This window comes from Komagataeibacter sp. SM21 (genome assembly GCF_041402665.1).
GTDB classification, from domain to species: Bacteria; Pseudomonadota; Alphaproteobacteria; order Acetobacterales; family Acetobacteraceae; genus Komagataeibacter; species Komagataeibacter saccharivorans.
This window is the reverse complement of record NZ_JBGLOV010000004.1, coordinates 124,930-148,814: the sequence shown is the minus strand read 5'-3', so window position 1 is coordinate 148,814 and position 23,885 is coordinate 124,930. Positions and strand designations below refer to the sequence as shown.

Annotated in this window: 20 protein-coding genes; 4 read left to right on the top strand and 16 right to left on the bottom strand. The window is 60.3% G+C overall.

Features of this window, described 5'->3' with window-relative positions:
• Nucleotides 1-58: 58 nt before the first annotated feature.
• Both ACBR42_RS06055 and ACBR42_RS06050 read left to right on the top strand, forming a co-directional pair.
• Nucleotides 59-2,311, top strand: a complete 2,253-nt coding sequence (locus tag ACBR42_RS06055; protein WP_371207489.1) for an MGH1-like glycoside hydrolase domain-containing protein — start codon at nucleotides 59-61, stop codon at nucleotides 2,309-2,311.
• Nucleotides 2,312-2,598: 287 nt separating this feature from the next.
• Nucleotides 2,599-3,519 carry a LysR family transcriptional regulator gene (locus tag ACBR42_RS06050; protein WP_162900428.1) on the top strand — a complete coding sequence of 307 codons (921 nt, stop codon included), beginning with the start codon at nucleotides 2,599-2,601 and terminating at the stop codon, nucleotides 3,517-3,519.
• A 44-nt stretch (nucleotides 3,520-3,563) separates the two neighbouring features.
• Here the strand turns inward: ACBR42_RS06050 and ACBR42_RS06045 are convergent, their stop codons facing one another.
• Nucleotides 3,564-4,994: an aminotransferase class V-fold PLP-dependent enzyme gene (locus ACBR42_RS06045; RefSeq protein WP_371207488.1), complete on the bottom strand. Its 1,431-nt coding sequence runs from the start codon at nucleotides 4,992-4,994 to the stop codon at nucleotides 3,564-3,566.
• Between the two features lie 141 nt (nucleotides 4,995-5,135).
• On the opposite strand from ACBR42_RS06045, the gene ACBR42_RS06040 reads away from it, so the two are divergent.
• Both ACBR42_RS06040 and ACBR42_RS06035 read left to right on the top strand, forming a co-directional pair.
• Entirely contained in the window at nucleotides 5,136-5,597 is a 462-nt protein-coding gene (locus tag ACBR42_RS06040; RefSeq protein ID WP_102325684.1) for an Lrp/AsnC family transcriptional regulator, read from the top strand.
• An 857-nt stretch (nucleotides 5,598-6,454) separates the two neighbouring features.
• Nucleotides 6,455-8,980 carry a TonB-dependent receptor domain-containing protein gene (locus ACBR42_RS06035; RefSeq protein ID WP_110547049.1) on the top strand — a complete coding sequence of 842 codons (2,526 nt, stop codon included), beginning with the start codon at nucleotides 6,455-6,457 and terminating at the stop codon, nucleotides 8,978-8,980.
• A 554-nt stretch (nucleotides 8,981-9,534) separates the two neighbouring features.
• Here ACBR42_RS06035 and ACBR42_RS06030 read toward each other — a convergent pair.
• The 15 genes from ACBR42_RS06030 to ACBR42_RS05960 form a co-directional block, all read right to left on the bottom strand.
• Nucleotides 9,535-10,599 (bottom strand): ABC transporter ATP-binding protein, encoded by a 1,065-nt coding sequence (locus ACBR42_RS06030; protein WP_371207487.1) that lies wholly within the window; start codon nucleotides 10,597-10,599, stop codon nucleotides 9,535-9,537.
• Nucleotides 10,596-11,393, bottom strand: a complete 798-nt coding sequence (locus tag ACBR42_RS06025) for an ABC transporter permease (RefSeq protein WP_371207486.1) — start codon at nucleotides 11,391-11,393, stop codon at nucleotides 10,596-10,598. The genes ACBR42_RS06030 and ACBR42_RS06025 overlap by 4 nt, the downstream gene beginning before the upstream one ends.
• An 18-nt stretch (nucleotides 11,394-11,411) precedes the next feature.
• A complete protein-coding gene (locus ACBR42_RS06020; RefSeq protein WP_102325547.1) occupies nucleotides 11,412-12,272 on the bottom strand; it encodes an ABC transporter permease in 861 nt (286 codons plus the stop codon).
• 7 nt (nucleotides 12,273-12,279) lie between these two features.
• Entirely contained in the window at nucleotides 12,280-13,296 is a 1,017-nt protein-coding gene (locus tag ACBR42_RS06015) for an ABC transporter substrate-binding protein (RefSeq protein ID WP_371207485.1), read from the bottom strand.
• Between the two features lie 17 nt (nucleotides 13,297-13,313).
• Nucleotides 13,314-13,628 (bottom strand): NIPSNAP family protein, encoded by a 315-nt coding sequence (locus tag ACBR42_RS06010; protein WP_102325549.1) that lies wholly within the window; start codon nucleotides 13,626-13,628, stop codon nucleotides 13,314-13,316.
• Between the two features lie 5 nt (nucleotides 13,629-13,633).
• Nucleotides 13,634-15,103, bottom strand: coding sequence for an aldehyde dehydrogenase (locus tag ACBR42_RS06005; RefSeq protein ID WP_132304967.1), 1,470 nt, complete (start codon nucleotides 15,101-15,103; stop codon nucleotides 13,634-13,636).
• Nucleotides 15,104-15,127: 24 nt separating this feature from the next.
• Nucleotides 15,128-16,162, bottom strand: coding sequence for an LLM class flavin-dependent oxidoreductase (locus ACBR42_RS06000; RefSeq protein ID WP_371207484.1), 1,035 nt, complete (start codon nucleotides 16,160-16,162; stop codon nucleotides 15,128-15,130).
• A 40-nt stretch (nucleotides 16,163-16,202) separates the two neighbouring features.
• Nucleotides 16,203-17,012 (bottom strand): alpha/beta fold hydrolase, encoded by an 810-nt coding sequence (locus ACBR42_RS05995; RefSeq protein ID WP_371207483.1) that lies wholly within the window; start codon nucleotides 17,010-17,012, stop codon nucleotides 16,203-16,205.
• Nucleotides 17,005-17,589 (bottom strand): amino acid synthesis family protein, encoded by a 585-nt coding sequence (locus ACBR42_RS05990; RefSeq protein ID WP_102325553.1) that lies wholly within the window; start codon nucleotides 17,587-17,589, stop codon nucleotides 17,005-17,007. The genes ACBR42_RS05995 and ACBR42_RS05990 overlap by 8 nt, the downstream gene beginning before the upstream one ends.
• Nucleotides 17,590-17,701: 112 nt before the next feature.
• Nucleotides 17,702-18,208, bottom strand: coding sequence for a flavin reductase (locus ACBR42_RS05985; RefSeq protein ID WP_102325554.1), 507 nt, complete (start codon nucleotides 18,206-18,208; stop codon nucleotides 17,702-17,704).
• Entirely contained in the window at nucleotides 18,205-19,116 is a 912-nt protein-coding gene (locus ACBR42_RS05980) for a bifunctional 5,10-methylenetetrahydrofolate dehydrogenase/5,10-methenyltetrahydrofolate cyclohydrolase (RefSeq protein WP_102325555.1), read from the bottom strand. The genes ACBR42_RS05985 and ACBR42_RS05980 overlap by 4 nt, the downstream gene beginning before the upstream one ends.
• A complete protein-coding gene (purU, locus tag ACBR42_RS05975) occupies nucleotides 19,116-19,994 on the bottom strand; it encodes a formyltetrahydrofolate deformylase (RefSeq protein ID WP_110547057.1) in 879 nt (292 codons plus the stop codon). Before purU ends, ACBR42_RS05980 begins: the two co-directional genes overlap by 1 nt.
• Nucleotides 19,991-20,572: a sarcosine oxidase subunit gamma gene (locus tag ACBR42_RS05970; RefSeq protein ID WP_371207482.1), complete on the bottom strand. Its 582-nt coding sequence runs from the start codon at nucleotides 20,570-20,572 to the stop codon at nucleotides 19,991-19,993. Before ACBR42_RS05970 ends, purU begins: the two co-directional genes overlap by 4 nt.
• A complete protein-coding gene (locus ACBR42_RS05965) occupies nucleotides 20,565-23,600 on the bottom strand; it encodes a sarcosine oxidase subunit alpha family protein (protein WP_371207481.1) in 3,036 nt (1,011 codons plus the stop codon). The genes ACBR42_RS05970 and ACBR42_RS05965 overlap by 8 nt, the downstream gene beginning before the upstream one ends.
• Entirely contained in the window at nucleotides 23,597-23,884 is a 288-nt protein-coding gene (locus ACBR42_RS05960) for a sarcosine oxidase subunit delta (protein ID WP_102325559.1), read from the bottom strand. The genes ACBR42_RS05965 and ACBR42_RS05960 overlap by 4 nt, the downstream gene beginning before the upstream one ends.
• Nucleotide 23,885 lies beyond the last annotated feature (1 nt).

The window sequence follows — 23,885 nt, the reverse complement described above, 5'->3', positions numbered from 1 at the left end:
GTTTTCGAACTGAAATCCGCTCCATACGCAACCCGTGATGAAGGATAGGTGCGACAGGATGATTGTCGATCCAACAATACCCGTGCAAAGGGCATGGAACACATGGTCCGACCGCCCTGCGGAACTGACCTACCTGCCGCTGGGCGTAAAGCTTACCCCGATCCTGTATTCCACCAGCCAGCGTAGGGCGACACTCCTGCCGCCCGGTGCGGATATCGTGTTCGGGCGGCATGCGGCGGATGGCGCACGGATCGAATTTGAAACGCGCCACGCGGGCACGCATCTGGATTTCCGTTATGACCGGGCTGATCCGTACGCGGTGCGGGGGGAGTGGAATGGCCGCGTGCCGGGGGAATGGGGATTACGTTATTGGGTGACGTTATGCCTGTCGGGTGCGAAGGGGGAGGAAGTTGTCTATCGGGATGGGGCGGCCGTCATCCGTGTGGGCACCCGCCATGTCGCCCTTGTAACGCGTGAGGAGGCGGTGCAGGTCACGGCGCATGATACGGTGGAAGCCGTGGCGGCGGATTACGATACGAACGGCTATTTCCACACCGCCACGCGCGGTACGTGCGGACGTGTTATTGCACTGCGTTTCAATCTGGAAATGATGCGCAGCAATGCGTTTGCCGCAGCCGTGGCCGACTGCCCCGATCTTGCCATACGCAACGCCCGTGCTGCGCTGGCTGCGCCAGCAGGGGATGCGTGCCTGCCGGTCCAGACAGGCAGGCACGCAGGCGCGCTGGATGCGGTGCGTGACGTGATGGCATGGAACACGGTTTATGACGGGATCAATCACCGACCCTATACTTCTGTCAGCCGGATATGGAATCTGGGAAAATTCGCGGTCTGGTTCAACGATCAGACCTATGCTGCGCTGATGACGGGCCTGTTCGATACGGGTATTGCGCGCGAAAACATGGCCGTGGCGATGGCCAGCGCCACCCCGCAGGGCAATTTCGCATGCATCGTCACGTCCAACGATGCATGGGTTGACCGGACACAGGCCCCGAACGGGGCCTTCATGGCATGGATGATGTATCTGCGCACGCGCGATCGTTCGTTGCTGGAACTGGTCTATGGCCCGCTGGTGCGAAACCAGCGATGGTGGCGTACCCATCGCGACCCCGATGGGCGGGGGCTGGTATCGTGCGGAACCTCTGCCGTGGGGGAAGGGCTGTACAAGGGCACCCATTTTGGCGCGCGCAACGAAACGGGCATGGATAATTCCCCTACCCATGATGAAGCGGTGTATGATCCGCACACACGTACGCTGTCGCTTCTGGATGTCGGGCTGAACTGCACGCTGGCGCTGGATGCGGAAATGCTGGTGCTGATCGCGGCTGAACTGGGTCATGATACGGAAGCAGCCGAATTCGCCGCCCTTGCAGCCTCAGGCCGCGCGTTGATCCGTGATGAATTATGGGATGAGACGCGTGGCATTTTCGCCAACCGTCAGCGCGATGGTGGTTTTGTCCGTAGTCTGGGACCGACCAGTTTCTATCCGCTGATCTGCGGTGCGGCGACCCCGGAACAGGCGCACAGCCTGCTGCGGCATCTGGAAGATCCGGCGACGTTCGGCGGTGAATACGTGCTGCCCAATGTCACGCGCGATGATCCTGCTTTTGCCGATAACGTATATTGGCGAGGGCGTATCTGGCCGAACGTGAATTATTTCGTCTGGCATGGCCTGCGTCGTTACGGTTTTGATGAACAGGCATCCCGCCTTGCGGCGCAGAGCATGGCGCTGTTCAACCAGTCATGGACCACGCGGCGCATATCGGGCGAGAATTACAGCGCCATTGACGGGGAGGCATCGGACCAGCCCGATACCGACCTGTTCCTGTCGTGGGGTGCGATGCTGCCCATGCTTGGTGTGGCAGAGGTCATGGATTTTAACCCGTGGACCGGTTGGGAAATCACTATTACGGGTCAGGATACCGTGCTGGGGCCGGTGCAGTCCCCGCTGGGTGCGCTTACACTGATGGTGCGTGACGGTGTGATGCGCCTCATGCGTGGTGCGCGCGTTCTGCTGTGTTGCGATATGGTGGGACGCATGACGGATATCGTGCTGGATAAGGGGATGTTTTCCTGCCGCCTTGCGCCTGCGCGATCGGGACGGATTATTCTGGGCCTGCCGTTTGTTTTACCTGAAAAGATGATCGCCGCGCAGGTAAATGGACATGGCGTCGCCATAACGGGCGATACGGCAACAGGCAGCCTGATCGCACTGGATGATATCGGCGCGGGGGCAACAGTATCGGTGCATTATACCCCGACCATCGCCGCGGCGATGGCGCCGGGTGCATGATGTCCGGTCTGTTTTCGGCGTAATAAGGCAGCGCTCTTCAACACCGGATATAACAGGGCGGGGGTGTTGCCTGTAGGACAGTCTGTACGCAGCAGCACGGTCCGCTACGCTGCCCCCGGTGCATGCGGGCGGGTAAGGATCGGTTCGTAAGATCGGCCGCAGGTATGGCCTCACGCCATCCCCTTGCCAAGGCAGGGAAACCGACCCATGGTGAGGTTTGAGCGTATGGTCGTGTCTGGTGCGCCTGCATGTGTCCGGACCAGTAGGGAACGTATATGATACCGCCGGTGCGTTATACCCTTCGGCAACTGCGCTATTTTGTCGCCACCGCCAATACCGGCTCCATCGCGGCGGCGGCGCGACAGATTCATATTTCCCAACCTTCCATCTCGGCCGCTATCGCCAGTCTTGAGGCCAGCTTCGGCATACAGCTTTTTTTGCGTAACCATGCCAGCGGCCTGTCCCTGACACCGGAAGGGGAGGCGTTCCTTCAGAAAGCCTGTTCCTTCCTGCAGCAGGCGCATGACCTTGAAGCCGCCATGTCCGGCCTGTCCGGCAAGGTGACGGGCGAAGTCCATATTGGCTGCATGTCCACGCTTTACCCGTTTGTCGGTCCATTGCTGCATAGGGTGTTCCAGACCCGTTACCCGCAGGCGCATCTGCGCATCATGACGGGGCACCACCGGGATCTGACGGAAAAGCTGCGGCGCGGCGATATATGCGCGATGATATGCTACGACCTGCAACTTGATCCCGATGTCGATTTCCATCCCTGCGCTGCCTTGCCGCCCTTCGTTTTGGTGGGGGAGACGCATCCGCTGCGGTTGCGGGAAACGGTGGCGTTGCGGGAAGTCATGGACCAGAAGTTCATTCTGCTGAACCTGCCGGTATCACGGGATTATTTCGTCTCGATTTTTGCGCGCAGCCATATCGAACTGAGCAATTTTGAATGTGTTGACTGCATGGACACGGTCAGAAGTCTGGTGGCCCATGGGCATGGGTTCAGCCTGCTGAATGTCAGGCCGCGCAACAGGGCCTCTCTCGACGGGTCGCCCCTTTATTATCTGCGCCTTTCCGATGATGTTCCGGTGTTGCGGTACGGACTGGCGTCAATTGATAATGGCTGGAACAATCCCCGCCTGACCCTGCTGCGCGAAATCTGCGATACCTACCTTGTCGGCAATGAAATGCCCGGCACCGAACCGTAACGGGGCCATGCGGATGGACTTCTCCCGCATGGTCCGTTCAGGGATTATGCCATTTCCGTCGTTATGGCCTGAAAGCGGGCGGTTTCCATGTCGCACGCATAGGCATCGACCATGGGGTAGGGGCTGGATGCCAGTTCGTTGACCGCATGGATGATGAAATCTGCTTTGTGGTCATCGGTCAGGGCGCAGAAATTCAGGCGCGTCCAGCCGGGTTTGCGTATTTCGCTTCCGTTCAGGATGTTCTGACGCAGTTCTTCCGACATGAGCTGGTCGATGCCCAGCAGATCATGCGCGTATGGACCCGCGCAGGCGCATCCGCCACGGGCCTGAATGCCGTACAGATCCGACAGCATGCGGGTGAACAGTTGCTGATGGATCAGGCCACCCTGACGGGTATCGTGAACCTGTATTGAAAAGATCGGCAGGCAGCGGCTGGCGGCAGGGTTGCCCAGTATGGTGATATGCGGATTGTGCTGCCACGCCTGCAGGGCGCGTTTGTGCAGTGTTGCATGTCGCGTATCAAGCCAGTCCTGTCCCATCGCTTCCTTGACAAGAAAGGCCAGCCCGGCGCGGACATCGCCGATGACGTTGGGCGTGCCGGCTTCTTCCCGACTGGTCAGGCTTTCGGCATAATCATGTCCCCAGGGGGAGACAAACCTTACGGTTCCTCCACCGGGAAAAACCGGCCGCGTACGCCTGACTGTGGCATCACGCACGATCATGATGCCCGATGCCGCAGGCCCACCCACGAATTTATGGGGTGAAATTACCACGGCATCCTTCTCACAGGCGGTACCGGCCTTCATGTCGATGGGAAGATACGGGCCGCCGCCTGCGTAATCCCACACGGACAGGGCGCCATGTGCCTTGAGCATCCTTGTGACTGCATCGACATCCGTGATGATCCCGGTCACGTTTGATGCCGCCGAAAAGGCGCCGATCCGCAAGGCGTCGGGATCTGTCGCTGCAAGCGCCCGTTCGAGATGGTCCAGATCGGGACCACCCTCCGGCGCTTCGTCAATCACCATGATATCCGCACCACTTTCCCGCCATGGCAGGATGTTGGAATGGTGTTCATACGGCCCGAGAAAGACGACCGGACGTGGTCCCGTCCCCACGGCATCGGATACCCCGATCAGGTGAACCAGCCGGTTCAGTCCCGCAGTTGCCCCCGAACCGCAGAACACGGTGGAAAACCCGGTTTCCGCCCCACATATCCGTGCAATATGCGCCCGTGCCGCCTGACGCATGCGGGTCATGTAGCGCCCACAGAACGAGGCCTCGGTATGGGAATTCGCGTAATAGGGCAGCACGCGATGGGTTACGAAATCCTCGACCTGTCGCAACGCACGGCCTGATGCCACGTAATCGGCATAGACAAGGGGTTTTGTGCCAAACGGCCCCGGAACGGGTGCGCCTTCACCAATCAGGCCCGCGCGCAACCCCTCCACCCCAGCGGCCTGCAGACCGACCATGAATTCCGATATCGACATGTCATCCACTTGCATCGCATAACCCACCGCCTTCATTGCGGGATGATGTTAATGGGGTTCCGTAGGGATTTTTTCCCTATTTCATGGTTGTTTTTTGCTGAATGTGTGGTCATACGATCGTTTATGAGCAGAAAACCTGATGAATTTGATCGCTCCATCCTACGGGCCCTGCAAAAAAACGCGGGCCTGTCGCAGCGCGAACTGGCGGACATTGTTGGCCTGTCCCAGAATGCGTGCTGGCGGCGGCTGAATGCGTTGCGGGCAAGCGGTTTGGTTGGCAACCAGACGCTACGGCTTGATCCGGCAAGGCTGGGGCTTGGCCTGACCGTTTTTGTCATGGTGCGGACCCGCAATCATTCGCGCGAATGGCTGGAGCGGTTTCACAAGGCCGTGACAGCCATTCCTAATGTCATCGATTTCTACCGTATCGCGGGCGATTACGATTACATGCTCAAGATCATCACGCAGGATATGGAATCGTTCGATACGATCTATCGTACCCTTATCAGCCGCGTGGATCTGGATACGGTCACATCCTATATGGCGATGGAGGCCATATCCGCGAACCGTGACCTGCCGGTCTGAAGGCGGTTGCGGTGCTGGATGTTGCCCTGCCGATCCAGTGGAGGGGTTTTTCCGCTGACCGGAAAGATACATAGGGATGAACCGGCTTTGTAATGAACTGCGTTTCCTTTGTTCGTTACGACCTGATATCGTAATATGATGATCGTGCAGGACTGTCGGGGGATGAAGGAACCTTCAGGCAGGAAAGGCGTTTTAGCCGGATGATATCTTCTGCGCGTGGGGAAACGCCGGGAACTGACCATGGAACAGGTGGCGTGGCAGGTTTTGTTGCGAATCTGTAACGTGGTAATTTCCCAAAGGTTGCAGGTCCCGTTTATTATTCTGGAATCGAAATCACGCATGCGGGTGAGCGGCCAGGTGTATCTGCTGCGCCACATCACGATTCGTATACGTGATACGAATTTCCGATATGCAAAAAGATTTGTCCCTCCACCATTTCGTTAAAAAAATGATTTTGTGCATGTGTATGCCCTGATGGGAAAGGGGAGAATTTGCCCCGGTTTTCAGCCGTATTGTGGATTATTCCATCTATTATTAAATACTTATCCGACGCGTCCATTTTCCTCCTGTTGCGTTTGCGGCAGAAGGAGTATGTGAATTTCGACACGGAACAGTCCGAATTTCCATGATGAGCATTCCTTCTGGCGCGCCACATCATGTGACCTGTTTGCCACATCGGTTTTTCGATTCCTTATATCGATATCGAAACCGGTTGATATCGACATCGAAACTGGTGGAACATATTTCCACGGGCGGGTTGAAAAATTCATCAATGTTGCTCTCGACTGACTTAATTTTGAACGAAACGCCAATGTGTGGCCCTGCGCGGGGCCGTTTACAGGTGCTGCGGAGGCTTCATGAACAAACGACGCTCATTATGGAACGTCCTGCTTCTGACTACAGTGATCGCTGGCGTAACGGATGAAGGCGCGCGCGCCGCTTCGACGTTACCGCAGACGACGGCAGCGGGTGGCAACACCACCCATTCCGGTGCGGCCCATGTTTCCACCACGGGAACGCCTGTCCGGCATACGACGCGCAACACGGCTGTTGTCTCCCACAGCAACCCTGAGCAGCTCAGTGTTCATGCCAGTCATCTGCGTCCGCATGGAACGGTCGTATCCATGGGACAGGCCATGTTCCAGCAGCAGGCGCCGGGCACCAACCCGATGAAGGCCCTGTCGACCATGCCGGGCATCATGTTCAATTCGGATGATCCGCAGGGAACGAACACCTGGTCGCAGCAGCTGTACATGCATGGTTTCCAGCAGCAGGAAATCGGCATGACGCTGGATGGCATGCCGCTGGGTGAAATGACCTATCGTAACTATAACGGTCCGCCTTCGCCCACACTGGCCGTATCTTCGGAAAACGTGGACCGTATTGATGTCTCTCAGTCCGCGGGCGCTGAAGATATCGCCGCCACCAACAACCTCGGCGGTTCGCTGGCCTATGTGTCAAGCGACCCGAAGGACAAGATGGGTGGCAAGGTCACGCAGGGTTTCGGCAGCTATGACAACTACCACACCTTCGTACGCTTCGACAGCGGCAAGCTGAACAGCTCCGGCACCAAGTTCTTCGCGTCCTACATGCGTCAGGACGCGCAGGTATGGCGTGGGTATGGTGAGCAGTTCTACCAGCAGGTCAACGCCAAGCTGGTCCAGCCGATCGGGAACGACAGCAAGCTCGTCGCCTTCTTCGACTGGGGTGACCTGCACCAGTTCACGCCGCAGGATGAATCGCCGCAGATGCAGCAGCAGTTGGGTTACTATAACTCCAACTACTACAATGGCGGTACGAGCGGCTTCATTGCGGCAAGTAATGCCGCGAATGGCAACTATCCGTCAAACCTTGCGAACAGCAGCATTTCCGACAAGGGTGACGCGGCCTATTACGACGGTGCCACGAACAACAGCGACATCATGGGCTACATCAAGGCCGATCTGGCGCTGACCAAGCATGTCCGCTGGATCACGACGGCCTATGGTCAGGGTGAGAGCAACCAGACCACCTGGGGCCTGCCGATCGGCAATAATGGCAATGGCTATGATCCGTCCTACTATACCCACCTGAACCAGACCTATGGCTATACTTCCGCCCTGGGTGAAATCGTCAAGCAGCCGTCGATCGAGCGCTTCGGCATCACATCGAAGGTTCAGTACGATGTGGCGCACAACCACATTTCCGGTGGTGTCTGGTACGAAAACAACGCGTATTCATCATCCATGTGGATGTATGGTCAGCCGACGGTTCTGGCCAATGGCCAGCTTTCCGGTTCGATCAATCAGCCGCTGAACCACTTCAAGAACCCGGTTGAGGAACTGTTCAACCAGAACTACAACACGAACACCTTCACCGCGTTCGTGATGGATACCTACAATCCGCTGCCCAACCTTGCCCTGCATTTCGGCATGAAGGCGCTGCTGAACACGACCCGCGTGGGCGATGGCTACCTGAACCAGTACTATTACGGCAATGTTGGTGGCATCACGTCCGGCGTCAGCCAGACGATCGCACGTCCCTTCCTGCCGCATGTCAGCGTGGACTGGCACTTCCTGCATAACCATGAACTGTTCTTCGACATCTCCGAAAACGTTCATACCTATGCGGAATCGGGCTACAAGCTGTCGAATTCCCCGTTCGCCGTTACTCAGGGTTCGTACAACACGAACATCAACAGCGTTCACCCGGAATATGACTGGACGTTCGCCATCGGCTACCGCTTCACGCATCGCCTGCTTGATGCATCGGTCTATGCCTATCGCACCAACTTCCATAACCGTCTGCAGGCCGTCAGCGTTGCGGGCCAGTCCGTCCAGAACGCCAGTGGCTATGCGGTCATCAATACCGGCAGCGTGACCATGAACGGTGTCGATGCCGCCATTACGCTGCATCCGTTCACACGTGGCATGCTCCGCAGCCTGTCGCTGACCAACAGCGTCAGCTACAACCACGCGGTCTATGACGACAACTTCAACTCGTCGGGAACAGGTCCGTCCACGGCAGGCAAGCGCGTCGTCAACTATCCGCGCTTCATGTATAAGGGCCGTCTGTCCTATTCCTACAAGAATGCCCTGTTCTACATGGATGGCAGCTACACCGGGAAGCGTAGCTATGACTATACCGGTGACTACAACATTCCCGGCTACTGGATGTCGGATCTGGGCATGCAGTACCGCATGGGCAACATGGGCCGTTACAACAAGCATATGGACTTCATGAAGGACGTGACCTTCGCCTTCAACATCCAGAACCTTGCGAACACCCACTGGATCTCCACCATGGGCGAAAATGGTAACGCCATGACGGGTGGTTATACCAACCAGTCCATGCTGTTCGGTGCGCCGCGCATGTTCTTTGGTTCGGTTTCCGTCGACTTCTGATCCATCGTAAAACCTGCCTCACATCCATGACGTGAGGCAGGACTGGACAGCATAAAAGCCTGAACAGGGGCACACCGGTCCGTATGGATCTGGTGTGCCCTTTTTTATTGCTGGATGAGTTCCATGCGCATCGGACAGTTCTGTCTACGGGGCAGGGTTGTTAAGGGAAGCGGTCCAGAATCTGACGGTAATATTTAGGATCTATTTAAGAACCGGTCGGTGCGTATGGCGCCCCTACGCCTTACTGTTCTGGCAGAGTTGTTATCTGCGGTAGTAGTCGGGAAGCAGTGCCGTCCACTCAAATATCGTGCCGCATAAACTTTTGTGAAGATGTAAGTTACCGGACATGCAGCCCCGACTGTTCAGAGGCTGTTTGAAAGGTTCGTCTGGAAACATTCAGAAATTGTAAGGAAGTTTTTGGCTGAGCTTTTTTAAAGAAGCGTCGGAAGACGTCGTCTGTATTGGAAAAAGGCGACGTCCAGAAACTTTTCCTGTTCAGCCCGATGATGTCAGCCCCGCATCAATATCGTGCGGGTGTCCTGTTTCATGAACGGTTACCGGAAAACAATGGCCTTATGGGGTAGCCAGCCAACCGATACCCTGTCGCCCGTCTGGGGTGGGTGTTCGGTGCCATCAATGTAAACACGCATTGTCAGGGTGTAATCGCCGGGAATTTCTATTTCGTAATTCATGACATTGCCAAGGAAATACGAACTCCTGACCTGTCCATCAAACGAACAGGCGCAGTCTCCGGTCTTCCGAAAGGTCAGATCCTCCGGCCGCATCATAAGCAGCGGATGGTCTACATCCCCACTGTCGCAGATACGGACGTTTTCAACACATGCCCCACCGGGCAGCCTGATCGTGCCTGCTGCCGCATCCATGATCTCGACAGGTATGAAATTGGAATTGCCAAGGAACCGCCCCGCAAACCTGCTACGCGGGGATGTATACAGATCGGTGCAGGTGCCGATCTGTTCCACCCTGCCGGTATTGAACAGGATGATGCGGTCCGACAGGCGCAGGGCTTCTTCCTGATCGTGGGTGACATACAGGATCGTGACACCCGTGCGTTCATGCACGCGTTTGATCTCGCCCTGTATTTCCTCGCGCAGTTTCTTGTCCAGCGCCGAAAGGGGTTCATCCATCAGCAGGATTTCAGGCTCATAGACCATGGCGCGGGCAATGGCCACGCGCTGCTGCTGCCCGCCCGACATCTGCGCGGGGTAACGCCCGGCAAGCTGTTCCATCCTGACCAGCCGCAGCATTTCGTTCGTGCGGGCTTCAATTTCATCGCGGGGGCGTTTGCGCACGACCAGTGGAAAGGCAATGTTCTCGCGCACGGTCATGTTGGGAAAGAGCGTGTATTTCTGGAACACCATGCCAATATTGCGGTGGTTGGACGGCACATCCAGAATGGTGCGTCCATTGACCAGCACGTCGCCGCCGGTCGGCTCCATAAGGCCCGCGATCACATACAGGGTCGTGCTTTTTCCTGACCCGGACGGGCCGAGGAATGTCACGAACTCCCCCTTACGGATATCAAGCGAGACATTCTGGACGGCGACATTCCCGTGATATGATTTATGGAGATTGCGAATGCTGAGAAAGGCCGTCATTTTTTCTCACTTTTCATGAAATTGGCGCCGAATATGAACAGGCCGCTCAGTACAATCAGCACGGTCGATACGGCGGCGATGACGGGCGAGAGATCCTGCTGCAGATTGCCCCATATGCGGACCGGCACGGTCTGAAGTGACGGGCTGGCCATGAAAATGGCCACCACGACTTCATCCCATGATGCAAGGAAGGAAAAGATCGCAGCCGAAAACAGCGCCGGACGCAGGCTGGGCAGCGTAATACGCATGATCGCGTAGGTACGGGACGAACCACACAGCACGGCGGCGTTTTCAATCGCCGGATCGATATGTGCAAGCCCGTTCAGGATGGCCCCGACCGAAAAAGGCAGGGCGAGGATCAGGTGAGCAATCACGAACCCGCAGAATGTGCCGTTAAGATGGATACGCAGAAAGAACGCATAGAGCGCGATTGCCGTCACCACGACCGGCAGGATCATGGGCATGAGGAACGCCGTCTCACACGCCGGCCGCCACGCCGTTCTGGTGCGCGATATGCCAATGGCCGTTATCAGGCCCAGAAGGACGGACAGCACGGTGACGGTAAGACCGACCTCCAGGCTGACCATAAAGGAACCCAGCCAGTCCGGGTCCGTAAACAGTTCGCGGTACCACCGTAGCGTCCAGTGCGGGGGCGGAAAGACCAGCCATGGTGATGAGTCGAATGACAGCATCACGATCAGCACCAGCGGACAGACAAGAAAAGCGGTTACAAGGGTGGTAATGATGCCCAGCGCGATCCGCCATGGGCCAAGGTTTTCGAAGGAAAGCAGCATGGCTGTCTTGGCCTCTGGCTATGGGGTCGTGTGGGGCTGGCGGTTAAGCCGCCGCTGCACGCCGTACAGGAACAGCGTCATGACCAGCAGGACAAGGGCCGCCGCCCCCGCAAGCCCCCAGTCCAGAACCGACTGCACAAGCTGCGCGATCAGTTCGGCCAGAACCATGCGTGATTCACTGCCCAGCAGGGAAGGGGTTACGTAATACCCAAGCGACATCACGAATACCGACACACCCGCGCTGCCCAGTGTGGTGGCGATTGCGGGCAGGAAGATGCGCCGGAAACTGGTCATCCGCGATGCGCCACATAATGTGGCGGCCTGAAACAGGGCGGGTTCCAGCATGGCGATCCGGTTGCGCAGGGGAAAGACCACGAAGGGCAGCATGATATACGTCATGCCTACGGTCACGGCGAACAGACTGTTCATAAGGGGCAGTGGTTCGGCAATCAGGTGCAGGGCCAGAAGGGTCTGGTTGATGGGGCCGGTATCCTGCAGCAGCACAACCCATGCGTAGGTCCGTGCCAGCAGGTTCGTCCACATCGACAGGATCAGCACTAGCTGCACCGGCTGGCTCCACCGCCGGGGGGCTATGGCCAGAAACCATGCGACCGGCAGACCCAGGGCAAGGGAGACCGCTGTGACAAGCGTGGCCAGCAGGAATGTATTGGCAAAAATACGTCGGTATGCGGACGTGAAAAACAGCGTGCGGTAATGCTCCAGCCCCAGCGATGGCACGGTAAAACTGAGCATCAGCGTAAGGCATAGCGGAATGACAAAGAACACGGCCAGAAAGATGAGGCCGGGCAGAAGCAGGCCATAGCTTTCCAGCCATGGCCCACGGGCCACACGCAGGCGTCTGGTCGGGAAAATGCTCATGCCCTGCCTATTCCGCCTGCCATGCGTACCAGCGGCGGGCAATTTCATCATGATGGGCAGCCCAGTACGCGATATCGGGGTCTATGTGACTGTCCGCATGGGCCTGCGGGGCGGCCACCCGGTCTTCCGGCGTCATCAGTGCCAGACTGGCCAGATTGATCGGTGCATAGCCCGTCATATGGGCAAAGGCAGCCTGTGGCGCGGCCGAGGTGGCATAGCCGATCAGTTGCCGCGCCACATCGGCATGGCGCGCGCCACGGGGGATGACCAGCATGTCGGCCACGGTAATATTCTGCTCCCATGAAATGCCGACATCCACGCCCCCTTCCTGCAGGGCGCGCAGGCGGCCATTCCAGAACATGCCTGCGGTGACAGAACCCGCCGCCATCATCTGCTGGGACTGGGCACCCGAACTCCACCACCGGATGGCGGACTTGATGGTGTCCAGCTTGCGGAAGGCGCGGTCCAGATCCAGCGGATAAAGCTGATCCGGCGGCACGCCATCGGCCAGCAATGCGATTTCAAGCACGCCGGGGGAGGGGAATTTGTACAACGCCCGCTTGCCCGGAAAATGCGCGATATCGAAGAACTCACGCCAGTTGGCCGGATGCGGTCCTTGCGGGTTCGCATACCCCAGCACGAACGAGAAATAGAAACTGCCCACACTGTAGGGACTGACAAAACGCGGATCGATCTGCGTCAGGTCGGATGCGGGCAGGCCCAGTGGTTCAAGCAGCCCGTCGCGCGCGGCCTTGGCGGCGAAATCGGCTTCCACATCCACGACATCCCACGCCACATTGCCGCTTTCGACCATGGCCTGAAACTTGCCGTAATTGGTCGGACCGTCCTTGAGAACGGGAATACCCGTTTTTTTTGTAAACGGTTCCAGCCAGTTCCGTGCCTGCATGGCTTCGGTCGATCCCCCCCAACTGGTAAAAACGGGGGCATCGACCGCATAGGCCGCCGCAGGAAGCACGGCAGGCAGCGCCATCATCATGGCCAGTGTCATTACGATCCGTCGCATGCGTCAGGCCACGTACGTTATTGCAGGGGCGAGAAGGATGCCGGAAGGACGATCTTGCTCTCCATCGTGTCGATATGCTGCTGGATACGGGGCATGAAGGCCAGCCATGCCGGGTCCTGCAACAGTCGGGCGCGCCGCGCCGTACGGTCGTTGAGGTCCTGATAGGCCCAGATATGCACGATCTGGTTCAGCGGCCCGATATCGGAAAAGAAATAGCCGATCAGGGTGCCAAGATGCGGCTGCTGTATGGCGATACCTTCCTCGGCCACGGCCTTGAGATAGGGGGCAACACCACCCGCCCGCAGGGTGTAGGTTCTGATTTCGTAAATCATGGCGGTCACCTCATTACAAACGGGTCGGAGATGGGGGTATCGCTGGTGCGTATCCACACCGATTTGGTGCGGGTATAGTCCAGCATGGCTTCCATCCCGCCTTCACGCCCCAGCCCGCTCAGGCCGTAGCCGCCAAAGGGCATCATGGGCGAAACCATGCGATAGGTGTTGACCCATACGATCCCCGCGCGCAGCGCCGCCGTCATGCGCTTGGCGCGGGCAAGATCGCGGGTGAAAACACCGCAGGCCAGTCCGTAGGGCGTATCATTGGCCTGTGCCACCGCATCCGCTTCATCATCGAAGGCGATGACGCTGAGTACGGGGCCAAAGAATTCTTCCCGCAGGCACGGCGTATCGCCGTTTTCGCACAACAGGATCGTGGGGCGGAAATAATAGCCTTCCCCATGGTGCCCGGGTGGTGCGCCACCGGTTACAAGCCGGGCGCCTGCGGCAACGCTGCGCGCGATCAGGTCCTGGATATGGGTGACCTGACGTTCGGTGGCGAGGGGACCCATTTCGGTCGCCATGTCATCGGGCGTGCCGATATGGATGCGTTCGGCGCGCTCCTTCAGCCGTGCCAGGAGGGCAGGCAGGATGGCGCGGTGCGCGATCAGGCGCGAACCGGCAACGCAGCTCTGGCCACTGGCGGCAAAAATACCCGATATGATGGCATTGACCGTGCTGTCCAGATCCGCATCGGGAAAGACCACCACAGGGGACTTCCCACCCAGTTCAAGCGTCAGGTAAGCAAGGTTTTCGGCACTGTTGCGCACCACATGGCGCGCCGTTTCCGGGCCACCGGTAAAGGCGATGCGTGATACCAGCGGGTGGCTGGTCAGCACGCGCCCGCAATCATCGCCAAAGCCGGTCAGGATCGAAATCACGCCGGGGGGAAAGCCCGCTTTGTCCACCAGCCGGGCAAAGGCCAGAAGCGGGGCCGGACCATCTTCCGATGCCTTGAGCACGACCGTGCAGCCCGCCGCCAGCGCCGGGGCGATTTTTACCGCCGAAAGGAAAAGCTGCGAATTCCATGGCACGACGGCGGCGACGACCCCGATGGGCTCGCGGCGCAGATAGGCTTCCGTATCCGCCTTGTCGATATCGATGTAACGCCCTTCGACCTTGTCGGCCAGACCGCCGTAATAGCGGTAATACTCCGCCACATAGGCAATCTGCGCGCGCGTTTCGCGGATGATCTTGCCGGTGTCGCGCGTTTCCAGTTCCGCCAGATGTGGTGCTTCGGCTTCGATCAGGTCCGCAAGGCGGAACAGCAGCCTGCCACGCTGGCTGGCGGTCAGGCCAGACCACTGCGGCGCGCGAAAGGCCCGGTCGGCCGCGCGGACCGCACGGTCTACATCCGCTTCACGCGCGCGCGGCATGCGCGCCCATGGCTGGCGGGTCGCGGGGTTGATGCTGTCGAACGTGGCTGACGCATCTTCAAAACGGCCGTCGATATAATGCTGGAAAGTCTGCACGCCTGCGATCCTGTCATCGATGCGTTACGAAAAAGCGGGCATCACATCCCTGATGAACCGCTCGAGCGATGCCTTCTTGCGTTCAAAGGGCATCAGGCTGTCGATCCAGAAACTGTACTGGTCGTAGCCCATGGCTTCGTAATTTTTCAGCCGTGCAATCACTTCATCGGGCTGCCCGATGACAAGGTTGCGGTGAACGGTTTCGGGCGCATACATCGTCATTTCCGCCATTTCGGCGTCGCTGAGTTCCTGTATCAGGCCATTTTCAATCGGGCGCTGGTTCTTGAACCATGCGCCGAAGTAACAGTAGAAGCGGCTCAGTTCATGGTCTGCCTGCGTGGTATCTGCCTCATCGGCGGCGACGTAGGTGTGCATGAGCAGCATCACCTGCGGGCGCGGCACATCGGGATGCTGCGCGCAGCCTGCGTTGAAGCGGTCCATCAGGCTCTCCACTTCCTCATCGCCCGATGCAAGCGGCGTGACCTGCACGTTGCAGCCGTGTTCCACCGCAAAGGCGTGGGAGTTCGGGTCGCGCGCGGCAAGCCACAGCGGGATTTCACTGCCCATCGGCTTTGGTACGGATGTGGTCTTGGGAAACTGCCAGAACGTGCCTTCATGCGCGTAATCGCCCGCCCACAGCTTTTTCAGCACGGGCACCATCTCACGCATGCGCTGGCCTGCCGTCCAGGCATCCAGCCCCGGCATCATGCGTTCGTATTCAAAGGCGTAGGCACCACGTGCCACGCCCAGATCCAGCCGCCCACCGGTTGCGATATCGGTCAGCGCCGCTTCCCCCGCCAGACGGATCGGGTGCCAGAAGGGCGCGATCACCGTGCCCGTTCCCAGCCGGATGCGCGATGTCTTGCTGGCAAGGTAGGCGATATTGATCAGCGGATTGGGGGCGATGGTGAATTCCATGCCGTGATGTTCACCAATCCAGGCGGTTTCCATGCCGCCTTCTTCAGCGATCCGGACGAGCTGCTCCAGTTCATCGAAAAGCTCGGCATGGGTCTGGTCGGCGCGATAGCGTTCCATATGAACGAACAGCGAAAACTTCATTGATACATACTCCCGACGGCTGCAATCAGGCAGTGCTGGTTCAGCCAGGCTGGAAAAAATCGGCAATGGCCCGGTTGCTCGTGTCCGGGTGGACGTAGCTCATCATGTGGCGCTCGCCCGGCAGGATCACGGCCTTCCCGTGTGGGGCGGCCTGCGCCATGGCCTGCGACATGGCGGGCGTGGAATTGGGGTCCAGTTCCCCCGTCAGGAACAGGGCTGGCTGCGCCAGTTGCCCAAGGCGGCCCACATGGGCGCTATCGGACCGGGCGAACAGGCGGTAAGTGCGGGCATATCCTTCGGGCTGGATGGCCCGCAGGGCGTGATCGAGGGCTGCCCGTTTCGGGGCTGCGTTCGGTGCGGGTTCGGGGCCGAACCAGCGGTCCAGCGTCGGTCCCCAGTCCTGTTCGCCCGTCTGTGGCTTCAGGGCTGCGGCCCGCGCGGCGATGGCGGCTTTCTGTTCGACCGTGCGGTCATATACGCCATTCATGGCGATGAGCCGCTTTACCCGCTCCGGTGCGCGCAGGCCCGCCTCGATCGTGATCAGCGCGCCCATGGAATGCCCGACAAGACAGACGGATGGCACGTCCAGATGATCCATGAGGCGCGTGAACTGGTTGCTGTAATCCGCCAGCGTGGGCTGTTCCGGCGGCAGGGCGCTGAGACCGTGCCCCAGCATGTCGTAGGCGATGCAGCGGTATCGGGGCGCGAAAAAATCAATCTGCGGCGCCCAGAAGTCCAGACTCATGCCCACGCCATGCACGAATACGATCGTGCCCTGCGTGGCCTGACCCGTGGCGGGTCCGGCAATGCGGTAGCGTGTGCCCTCGTGGTGGCGGATTTCGTCAGCCATGCGTGCTGCCAAGCTCGGCCAGATCCTGATACCGGTCACCGATGCGGTGATGGGGGCGACCGCCGATGGAGGCACCCAGAACCACCACGATTTCGTCATGCGCCGGGGCATCGTTGATGGAGAACTGGATGGTCAGGTAATGCGAGCGTCGGCCCGCGTCATTCTTGTCCATGAGCGGCACGGCAATCGGGGCATCGGGGCCGCCACGCGTATTGGTGAAGGCAAGATAGGACTGCGCGTTCACCGCACGCCGGTAATGGTTGCCAAAGCGCAGGGTGTGGATCAGCGCGGAAGCGTGTTCGACTTCCCCGTCCGTGCCGACCACGGCAGCCTTGCCGTAGGCTTCGATCCGGTCGCCGCCACCGGTCATTTCCAGCATGCGCGCGGTCATGAGTTCACCCAGTGCTGGGGCGATGGCATGGATTTCCGGTTTCAGGTCTTCGACGAAGCCACGTCCCGCCCACGGGTTTTTCAGGACTGCCGCCACGGCGAAAAGCTGTAGCGGAACAGGTGCCTCACGCCCCCCTTCGATCAGGGTTTCTTCTTTGTAAGACACGATTTTTCTGAGTGATAGCACCTGAGCGTTCCTCCCGATAGTTGTCTTAAGGGAAAGTTTATTTCCTGAGATTAATATAATGAAGGCGGGAATAGGAAATTATTTTTTTGTCACCGAAACATTTTCCGGCCGTTCAGGCCGCGCCGGTCTGTTCCGCCCCGACCATGCCGATCGGGTGGTAGCCACGGCGGAAATAGATCAGCCCCGCGCCATCCGTCCCGATTTCGATATTGCGCACCACGCAGAACAGGACACTGTGCGTTCCCACGGTGGAAACATTTTCAATCGTGCAGTCGAAGGAGACGATGGCATCTTCCAGCACCGGCGCGCCGCCCGTGCGTTCATGCCAGCGCGCCTGCCCGAAGCGTGTCTCGTTATCCGCCTTGCTGGCGAACAGGCCGGACAGTTCCTGATGGCCGGAACTGAGGACGTTGACGCAGATGACGCCGTTTTTCACAAACGCATCATGCGACCGGCTGCGTGTGTTGATGCAGACCAGCAGCGTGGGCGGCGTATCCGTGACCGAGCATACGGCAGAAACCGTCATGCCCGCCCGCCCGGCATCGCCATCGGTGGTGATGATGCTGACCGCCGCGCCAAGATGGGACATGGCCTCACGGAACAGGGACTGATCGATCATGGGGGTGAACCTTTCTGCTTTCCGGCCTGTGCCGATTGCGCCGCGCGCAGCGTGTTGTGCAGCAGGCAGGCAATGGTCATGGGGCCTACGCCGCCCGGCACGGGGGTTATGGCGCCCGCATGCGGGGCGACTTCATCAAATGCGACATCGCCCGCGATGCGCGTGCCCTGCGGTGTTTCGATGCGGCTGATACCGACATCGATCACCAGCGCGCCGGGCCGTATCCAGTCGCCGCGCACCAGTCCGGCATGGCCCGCCGCCACGACGACGATGTCGGCCCGGCGTGTCTCCTCGGCGACATTACGGGTCTTGAGATGGGTGACGACAACCGTGCAGCCTTCCGCCAGCAGTAGGCTTGCCATCGGGCGGCCCACGATATTCGATGCGCCGATGACCACCGCATGCAGCCCTGCAAGGTTTTTCCGTACGGATTTGAGCAGGATCAGGCAGCCCATGGGCGTGCAGGGGATCAGGCCATCACGCCGCCCCACCGCCAGTTTGCCCGCATTGGCGACGTGAAACCCGTCCACGTCCTTTTCCGGCGCGATGGCGTCCAGCACCGCATCGCGGCTGATATGGGCGGGCAGCGGCAACTGCACCAGAATCCCGTGCACGGACGGATCGGCATTGAGGCGCGCGATAATGTCCAGCAGGGCGGCCTGCGATATGCTGGCGGGCAGATGATGGGCAACCGAACGCATGCCCACGGCCTCGGTCTTGCGGACCTTGTTGCGCACATAGATCGTGCTGGCGGGGTTTTCCCCCACCTGTATCACGGCCAGACCGGGTGGAAAGCCATGCGTTTCCACAAACCGGGCAACACCCGCGCGGGTCGTGTCCGTCAGGTGGGCGGCATGGACCTTGCCCGCGATCACCTGTGCCGGGTGTATGGATGGTTGCGCGGACATCAGGGCGTGAACACGATGGTCTTGCTGCCGTTCATCAGCGCGCGGCGTTCGATATGGAAACGCACGCCACGGGCCAGCACGCGCCGTTCGATGTCGCGGCCCTTGCGGATCAGGTCATCGGGTGAATCGGCGTGCGAGATGCGTTCCACATCCTGTTCGATGATCGGGCCTTCATCCAGGTCACTCGTGACATAATGCGCGGTGGCCCCGATCAGCTTGACGCCCCGGCTGAACGCCTGATGATACGGACGCGCGCCCTTGAAACCGGGCAGGAAGGAGTGGTGGATGTTGATGCACCGCCCGCTGAGCCGGGATGCCATCGCATTGGACAGTACCTGCATGTAACGGGCCAGAACGGCCAGTTCGGCCCCGGTTTCGTTAAAGATCGTCCAGATCTGTTCTTCCTGCGCGGCTTTCGTTTCTTTCGTGACCGGCAGGTAGTGGAACGGGATGCCGTAGAAATCCAGATCCGCGAACGTCTCACGCGGATGGTTGGAAATGATGCCCACGGGGTCAATCGGCAGTTCGCCGATGCGCCAGCGGTACAGCAGGTCCACAAGGCAGTGGTCGAAGCGGGAGACCAGCAGCAGGACCTTCTGGCGGTGCTGCGTATCGGTCAGCGACCATTCCATGGAAAAGGTGTCGGCTATCCGGGTGATCTGGGTACGCAGGCCCTGCCCGATATTGTCCGTGGCGGTGACTTCAAAGACAATCCGCATGAAGAAGCGGTTGCTGTCCGTGTCATCGAACTGCTGGGCTTCGGTTATGTTGGCGCCCAGTTCGTAAAGCTGCTGGCTGATCGCGGCCACGATGCCGGGGCGGTTGGGGCAACTCAGTGTCAGGATGAAAATGGCCGGGGAAGTCGCATTGCGAGTCATGAAATACGGTCCGCTTGTGGAATGCCGCCAAGCATGGCGGTGTGGAGTTCATGGTGCAGGCTCTGGGCCACACTGCGGAAAACAAGGAATTCGTAGCACGGCGTGTCGTCCACCTGACGGAGGATGACAGCAATATGCCCCGCAAGGGTCAGGGCCACGTCACCGGCGGCGAAAGCGCGCGGATGCAGGTCGACCGGAACCAGTTTGGCTGCGATCGCGCGTGCGCCCGGTCCGCGCAGTTCAAGGGCGGTGCGGCTGTCACCCTGCGCGGTCAGGGCCGCGAATGCGGCGCATGGCGACAGTCGCGTGAGCAGGTCCGTGCCTGGCGTGGCGCGCAGGAGCCACTGGTCCGGGCCTGCCCAGATGAAGGTGATGCCATCGGCATTTTCGACGCTGCGCGGCGTATCGGGCAGATCGACGCCAAATTCTTTGTCGACAAAGGCGCGCAGGGTGTCGGCCTGACCACGGAAGGCGGCAAGGCTTACGCTTTCACGCATGGCCCCGGCCCGCAGCGTCACGCCGTGGGCGGTCAGGGGAACAGGCGATACGGCATCGCGGGGGTGGAGGACTTCAGGCATGCAGCCGTTCTCCGTTGGGATCGACAAATACGGGTGAGACAACCCGCGCGGCGGTCACGCTATTGCCCAGCGGGTTATGGACCATGACCGTCTCGCCCAGACGCGCCGGGCCGTTGGACAGGAAGCCGAGCGCAATCCAGCCGTTCAGCGTGGGCGACCACGCGGCGGAGGAAACCCAGCCCTGATCATGCGCGGCGGTCGCTTGCGCGCCTGCGGGCAGCAGGTGGCCGCCCGCGACCAGTTCATCGCCCGTATTGACCGGCACAAGCCCGATCAGGGTCGGACGCGCCGGGTCGGTCAGGGCAGGGCGTGCGGCCATGGCGCGTCCGATAAAGTCCTTGCGGGTCGAAAGCATCCGGCCCATGCCCAGATCGTGCGCCGTGGTCTGGCCATTGAGTTCCGGCCCGGCGGGATGCCCCTTTTCGATACGCATGACACCAAGCGCTTCCGTGCCGTAGGGCGCGATCCCGTAAGGCGCGCCCACTTTCATCAGAAGCCGCGCCAGCGCATCGCCAAAGCGTGCGGGCACCGCAAGTTCGTATGCCAGTTCCCCCGAGAAGGACAGACGGAACAGACGCGCTTCCTGCCCGCCGCAGATGGTGACGGTGGCAGCGGCCATATAACCGAAGGCTTCGTTGGAAATGTCGAATGCCGGATCGACGATATGGCGCAGCACATCGCGTGACTTCGGCCCGGCAATGGCAAGCTGCGCCCATTCATCCGTAACCGAGATGAAGCGCACATCCAGTTCGGGCCACAGCCACTGATGGCACAGTTCCAGATGCTGCATGACCGGACCCGCATGGGCGGTGGTCGTGGTCATGACATAGTGGTTTTCATCCAGTCGGGCGGTCGTGCCGTCATCATAGGCAAATCCGTCCTCGCGCAGCATCAGGCCGTAGCGCGCCCGCCCGATGGGCAGCCTGCGCCATGCGTTGACGTAAACCCGTTCCAGAAAAGTCGCGGCATCCGGGCCCTGAATATCAATCTTGCCCAGTGTCGTGACATCGCAGAAGCCAACCGCCGTGCGGACGGTGCGGACTTCCCGGTTGACGGTGTCGCGCCAGTGCGTCTCGCCCGGTCGGGGGAACCACTGGGCGCGATGCCACAAGCCGTTGGCCGTAAAGATCGCGCCCTGTTCCGTGGCCCAGTCATGGGTCGGTGTCAGGCGATCGGGTTTGAAATGCCTGCCCCGCGCCGCGCCGGCCAGCGCCCCGATGGCGACGGGCTGCACGGGGGGGCGGAACATCGTGGTGCCGGTCCGGGCGATGCTGCTGCCCGTCTGTTCGGCCATCTGGGCCAGCGCGTTGACATTGGCCGTCTTGCCCTGATCCGTGGCCATGCCCAGCGTGGTGTAGCGCTTGAGATGTTCGACCGAACGGAACCCTTCGATCGCCGCCAGCCGCACATCCTTTGCCGTCACGTCATTCTGGAAATCGATGAACGCCTTGCCTGTCTTGGCTGGCCGGTCCAGCGGCAGGGCGTGCCATAGCGGGACGATGGCGTAGCTTTCTGTCCCGGCTGCAGGCAGGTCGGCCACGGTGGCGCTGAACCCGCAGGCCAGTGCCGCGTCCTGTCCGCAGGTCGCCCCTTCGCGCAGGCAGTCGGGCGTGGCGAACGTGCCGTTCGCCACGCCCGCGGTTCGCATGCCAGCAGGCATCGTGCCGGGGATGAAGGCGCACAGGGTCTCGTCATAAACCGGTTTCGTGCGCTGATGTGTCGTCAGGCTGAGTTCGGGGTTCCATCCGCCGGACATGGCGATAAGATCGCACGGCACGCGCTGCGTCAGGCCCGAATGTTCCCGAATGACGGCGGCATGGATGCCCAGGCGGCCATAGGTATCGGCAATCGCGCCCCCCATGAACAGTTTCGCACCCGTAAGCTGCGCCATGTCGCGCGCCAGTGGCGTTTCGGTCGTGCGGGCATCGACAATGGCGGCGACCGTGGCGCCCGCGCGGTGCAGGTCGCGTGCGGTGCGCAGGCCGTCGTCATTATTGGTGTAGACAATGGCGCGCTGGCCGGGTGTGACGCCAAAACGGTTGATGTAGGTCCGCACAGCCCCCGCCAGCATGATGCCCGGGCGGTCGTTGTTGGGGAATACGATGGGCCGTTCAATCCCGCCGGTCGCTACAATGGCGTGCCGGGCCACGATGCGCCACAGGCGCTGGCGCGGCTGGTCCGGTGCGGGTGTGGGCACATGGTCGGCCACACGTTCCAGCGCACCATAGGTACCGCCGTCATAGGTGCCGAAAACGCAGGTGCGGGTCATGATCCGCACTTCGGGCATCTGGCGCAGTTCGTCCATTGCCTGTTCGGCCCACTGCCATCCGGGCATGCCGCCGATTTCACCATGTTCGGCGCGCAGGCGGCCGCCCGGCAGGCTGTCCTGCTCGCACACCAGAACGCGTGCGCCCGTGCGCCCCGCGGTCAGTGCCGCCGCAAGCCCGGCGGGGCCGGTGCCCACGACCAGCACATCGCAGAAAGTGGTGGCCTTTTCGTAAATATCGGGATCGGCTTCATCCGCCGCGCGGCCCAGACCGGCGGCACGGCGGATCATGGGTTCGTAAACCTTTTCCCAGAAGGCGGCGGGCCACATGAAGGTCTTGTAGTAGAACCCGGCGGTGAATACGGGTGAAAACACGCCGTTGATTCCCAGCACGTCCATGGCCAGCGATGGCCAGCGGTTCTGGCTGGCGGCCTCAAGCCCGTCGAACAGTTCGGTCACGGTGGCGCGGCTGTTCGGCTCGCGGCGCGCGCCGGTGCGCAGTTCCACAAGGGCATTTGGCTCTTCCGCCCCGGCGGACAGGATGCCGCGCGGACGGTGATATTTGAAAGACCGTCCCGCAAGGCGCACGCCATTGGCCAGCAGGGCGGAAGCCAGCGTATCGCCCGGATGGGCCGCGTAACGTCTGCCATCGAACGTGAAATGTATGGTCCGGCTGGTGTCGATACCATTGCCCGTGGTGGTCCGCATGGATTGCGACGGATTACCCGCTGCGGATGATTTCCCCTGACGGAGCAGTTTCATGATCCAGCGCCTTCCTTGTCTGCGCGCGCGACATCCACCGCGCGGACCACGTCCGAAATGGCATGCGTGCGCGTATCGCGCGTGACAACCAGCCACGAACGGCACCCCGCGCCGTGGTACCACAGTTCGCGGTGCGGCCCGGCGGGGTTGTCGCGCAGGTAGACGTAATCGACCCAGTCCTGCGCGGGCGCCGTTGGGCTTTCGGGGCGGCGGACGGTGGCGTCGCCGCGATAGGTGAATTCTTCCAGGCCGCGCGGTCCGCAGCAGGGGCAGTTCAAACGCATC

What these genes read in the sequence shown, in the direction of transcription:
- ACBR42_RS06055 (WP_371207489.1), top strand. Translation starts at nt 59, where the DNA reads ATGATTGTCGATCCAACAATACCCGTGCAAAGGGCATGGAACACATGG.
- ACBR42_RS06045 (WP_371207488.1), bottom strand. Translation starts at nt 4,994, where the DNA reads ATGGTCGGTCTGCAGGCCGCTGGGGTGGAGGGGTTGCGCGCGGGCCTG.
- ACBR42_RS06040 (WP_102325684.1), top strand. Translation starts at nt 5,136, where the DNA reads ATGAGCAGAAAACCTGATGAATTTGATCGCTCCATCCTACGGGCCCTG.
- ACBR42_RS06035 (WP_110547049.1), top strand. Translation starts at nt 6,455, where the DNA reads ATGAACAAACGACGCTCATTATGGAACGTCCTGCTTCTGACTACAGTG.
- ACBR42_RS06030 (WP_371207487.1), bottom strand. Translation starts at nt 10,599, where the DNA reads ATGACGGCCTTTCTCAGCATTCGCAATCTCCATAAATCATATCACGGG.
- ACBR42_RS06025 (WP_371207486.1), bottom strand. Translation starts at nt 11,393, where the DNA reads ATGCTGCTTTCCTTCGAAAACCTTGGCCCATGGCGGATCGCGCTGGGC.
- ACBR42_RS06020 (WP_102325547.1), bottom strand. Translation starts at nt 12,272, where the DNA reads ATGAGCATTTTCCCGACCAGACGCCTGCGTGTGGCCCGTGGGCCATGG.
- ACBR42_RS06015 (WP_371207485.1), bottom strand. Translation starts at nt 13,296, where the DNA reads ATGCGACGGATCGTAATGACACTGGCCATGATGATGGCGCTGCCTGCC.
- ACBR42_RS06010 (WP_102325549.1), bottom strand. Translation starts at nt 13,628, where the DNA reads ATGATTTACGAAATCAGAACCTACACCCTGCGGGCGGGTGGTGTTGCC.
- ACBR42_RS06000 (WP_371207484.1), bottom strand. Translation starts at nt 16,162, where the DNA reads ATGAAGTTTTCGCTGTTCGTTCATATGGAACGCTATCGCGCCGACCAG.
- ACBR42_RS05995 (WP_371207483.1), bottom strand. Translation starts at nt 17,012, where the DNA reads ATGGCTGACGAAATCCGCCACCACGAGGGCACACGCTACCGCATTGCC.
- ACBR42_RS05985 (WP_102325554.1), bottom strand. Translation starts at nt 18,208, where the DNA reads ATGATCGATCAGTCCCTGTTCCGTGAGGCCATGTCCCATCTTGGCGCG.
- ACBR42_RS05980 (WP_102325555.1), bottom strand. Translation starts at nt 19,116, where the DNA reads ATGTCCGCGCAACCATCCATACACCCGGCACAGGTGATCGCGGGCAAG.
- purU (WP_110547057.1), bottom strand. Translation starts at nt 19,994, where the DNA reads ATGACTCGCAATGCGACTTCCCCGGCCATTTTCATCCTGACACTGAGT.
- ACBR42_RS05970 (WP_371207482.1), bottom strand. Translation starts at nt 20,572, where the DNA reads ATGCCTGAAGTCCTCCACCCCCGCGATGCCGTATCGCCTGTTCCCCTG.
- ACBR42_RS05965 (WP_371207481.1), bottom strand. Translation starts at nt 23,600, where the DNA reads ATGAAACTGCTCCGTCAGGGGAAATCATCCGCAGCGGGTAATCCGTCG.
- ACBR42_RS05960 (WP_102325559.1), bottom strand. Translation starts at nt 23,884, where the DNA reads ATGCGTTTGAACTGCCCCTGCTGCGGACCGCGCGGCCTGGAAGAATTC.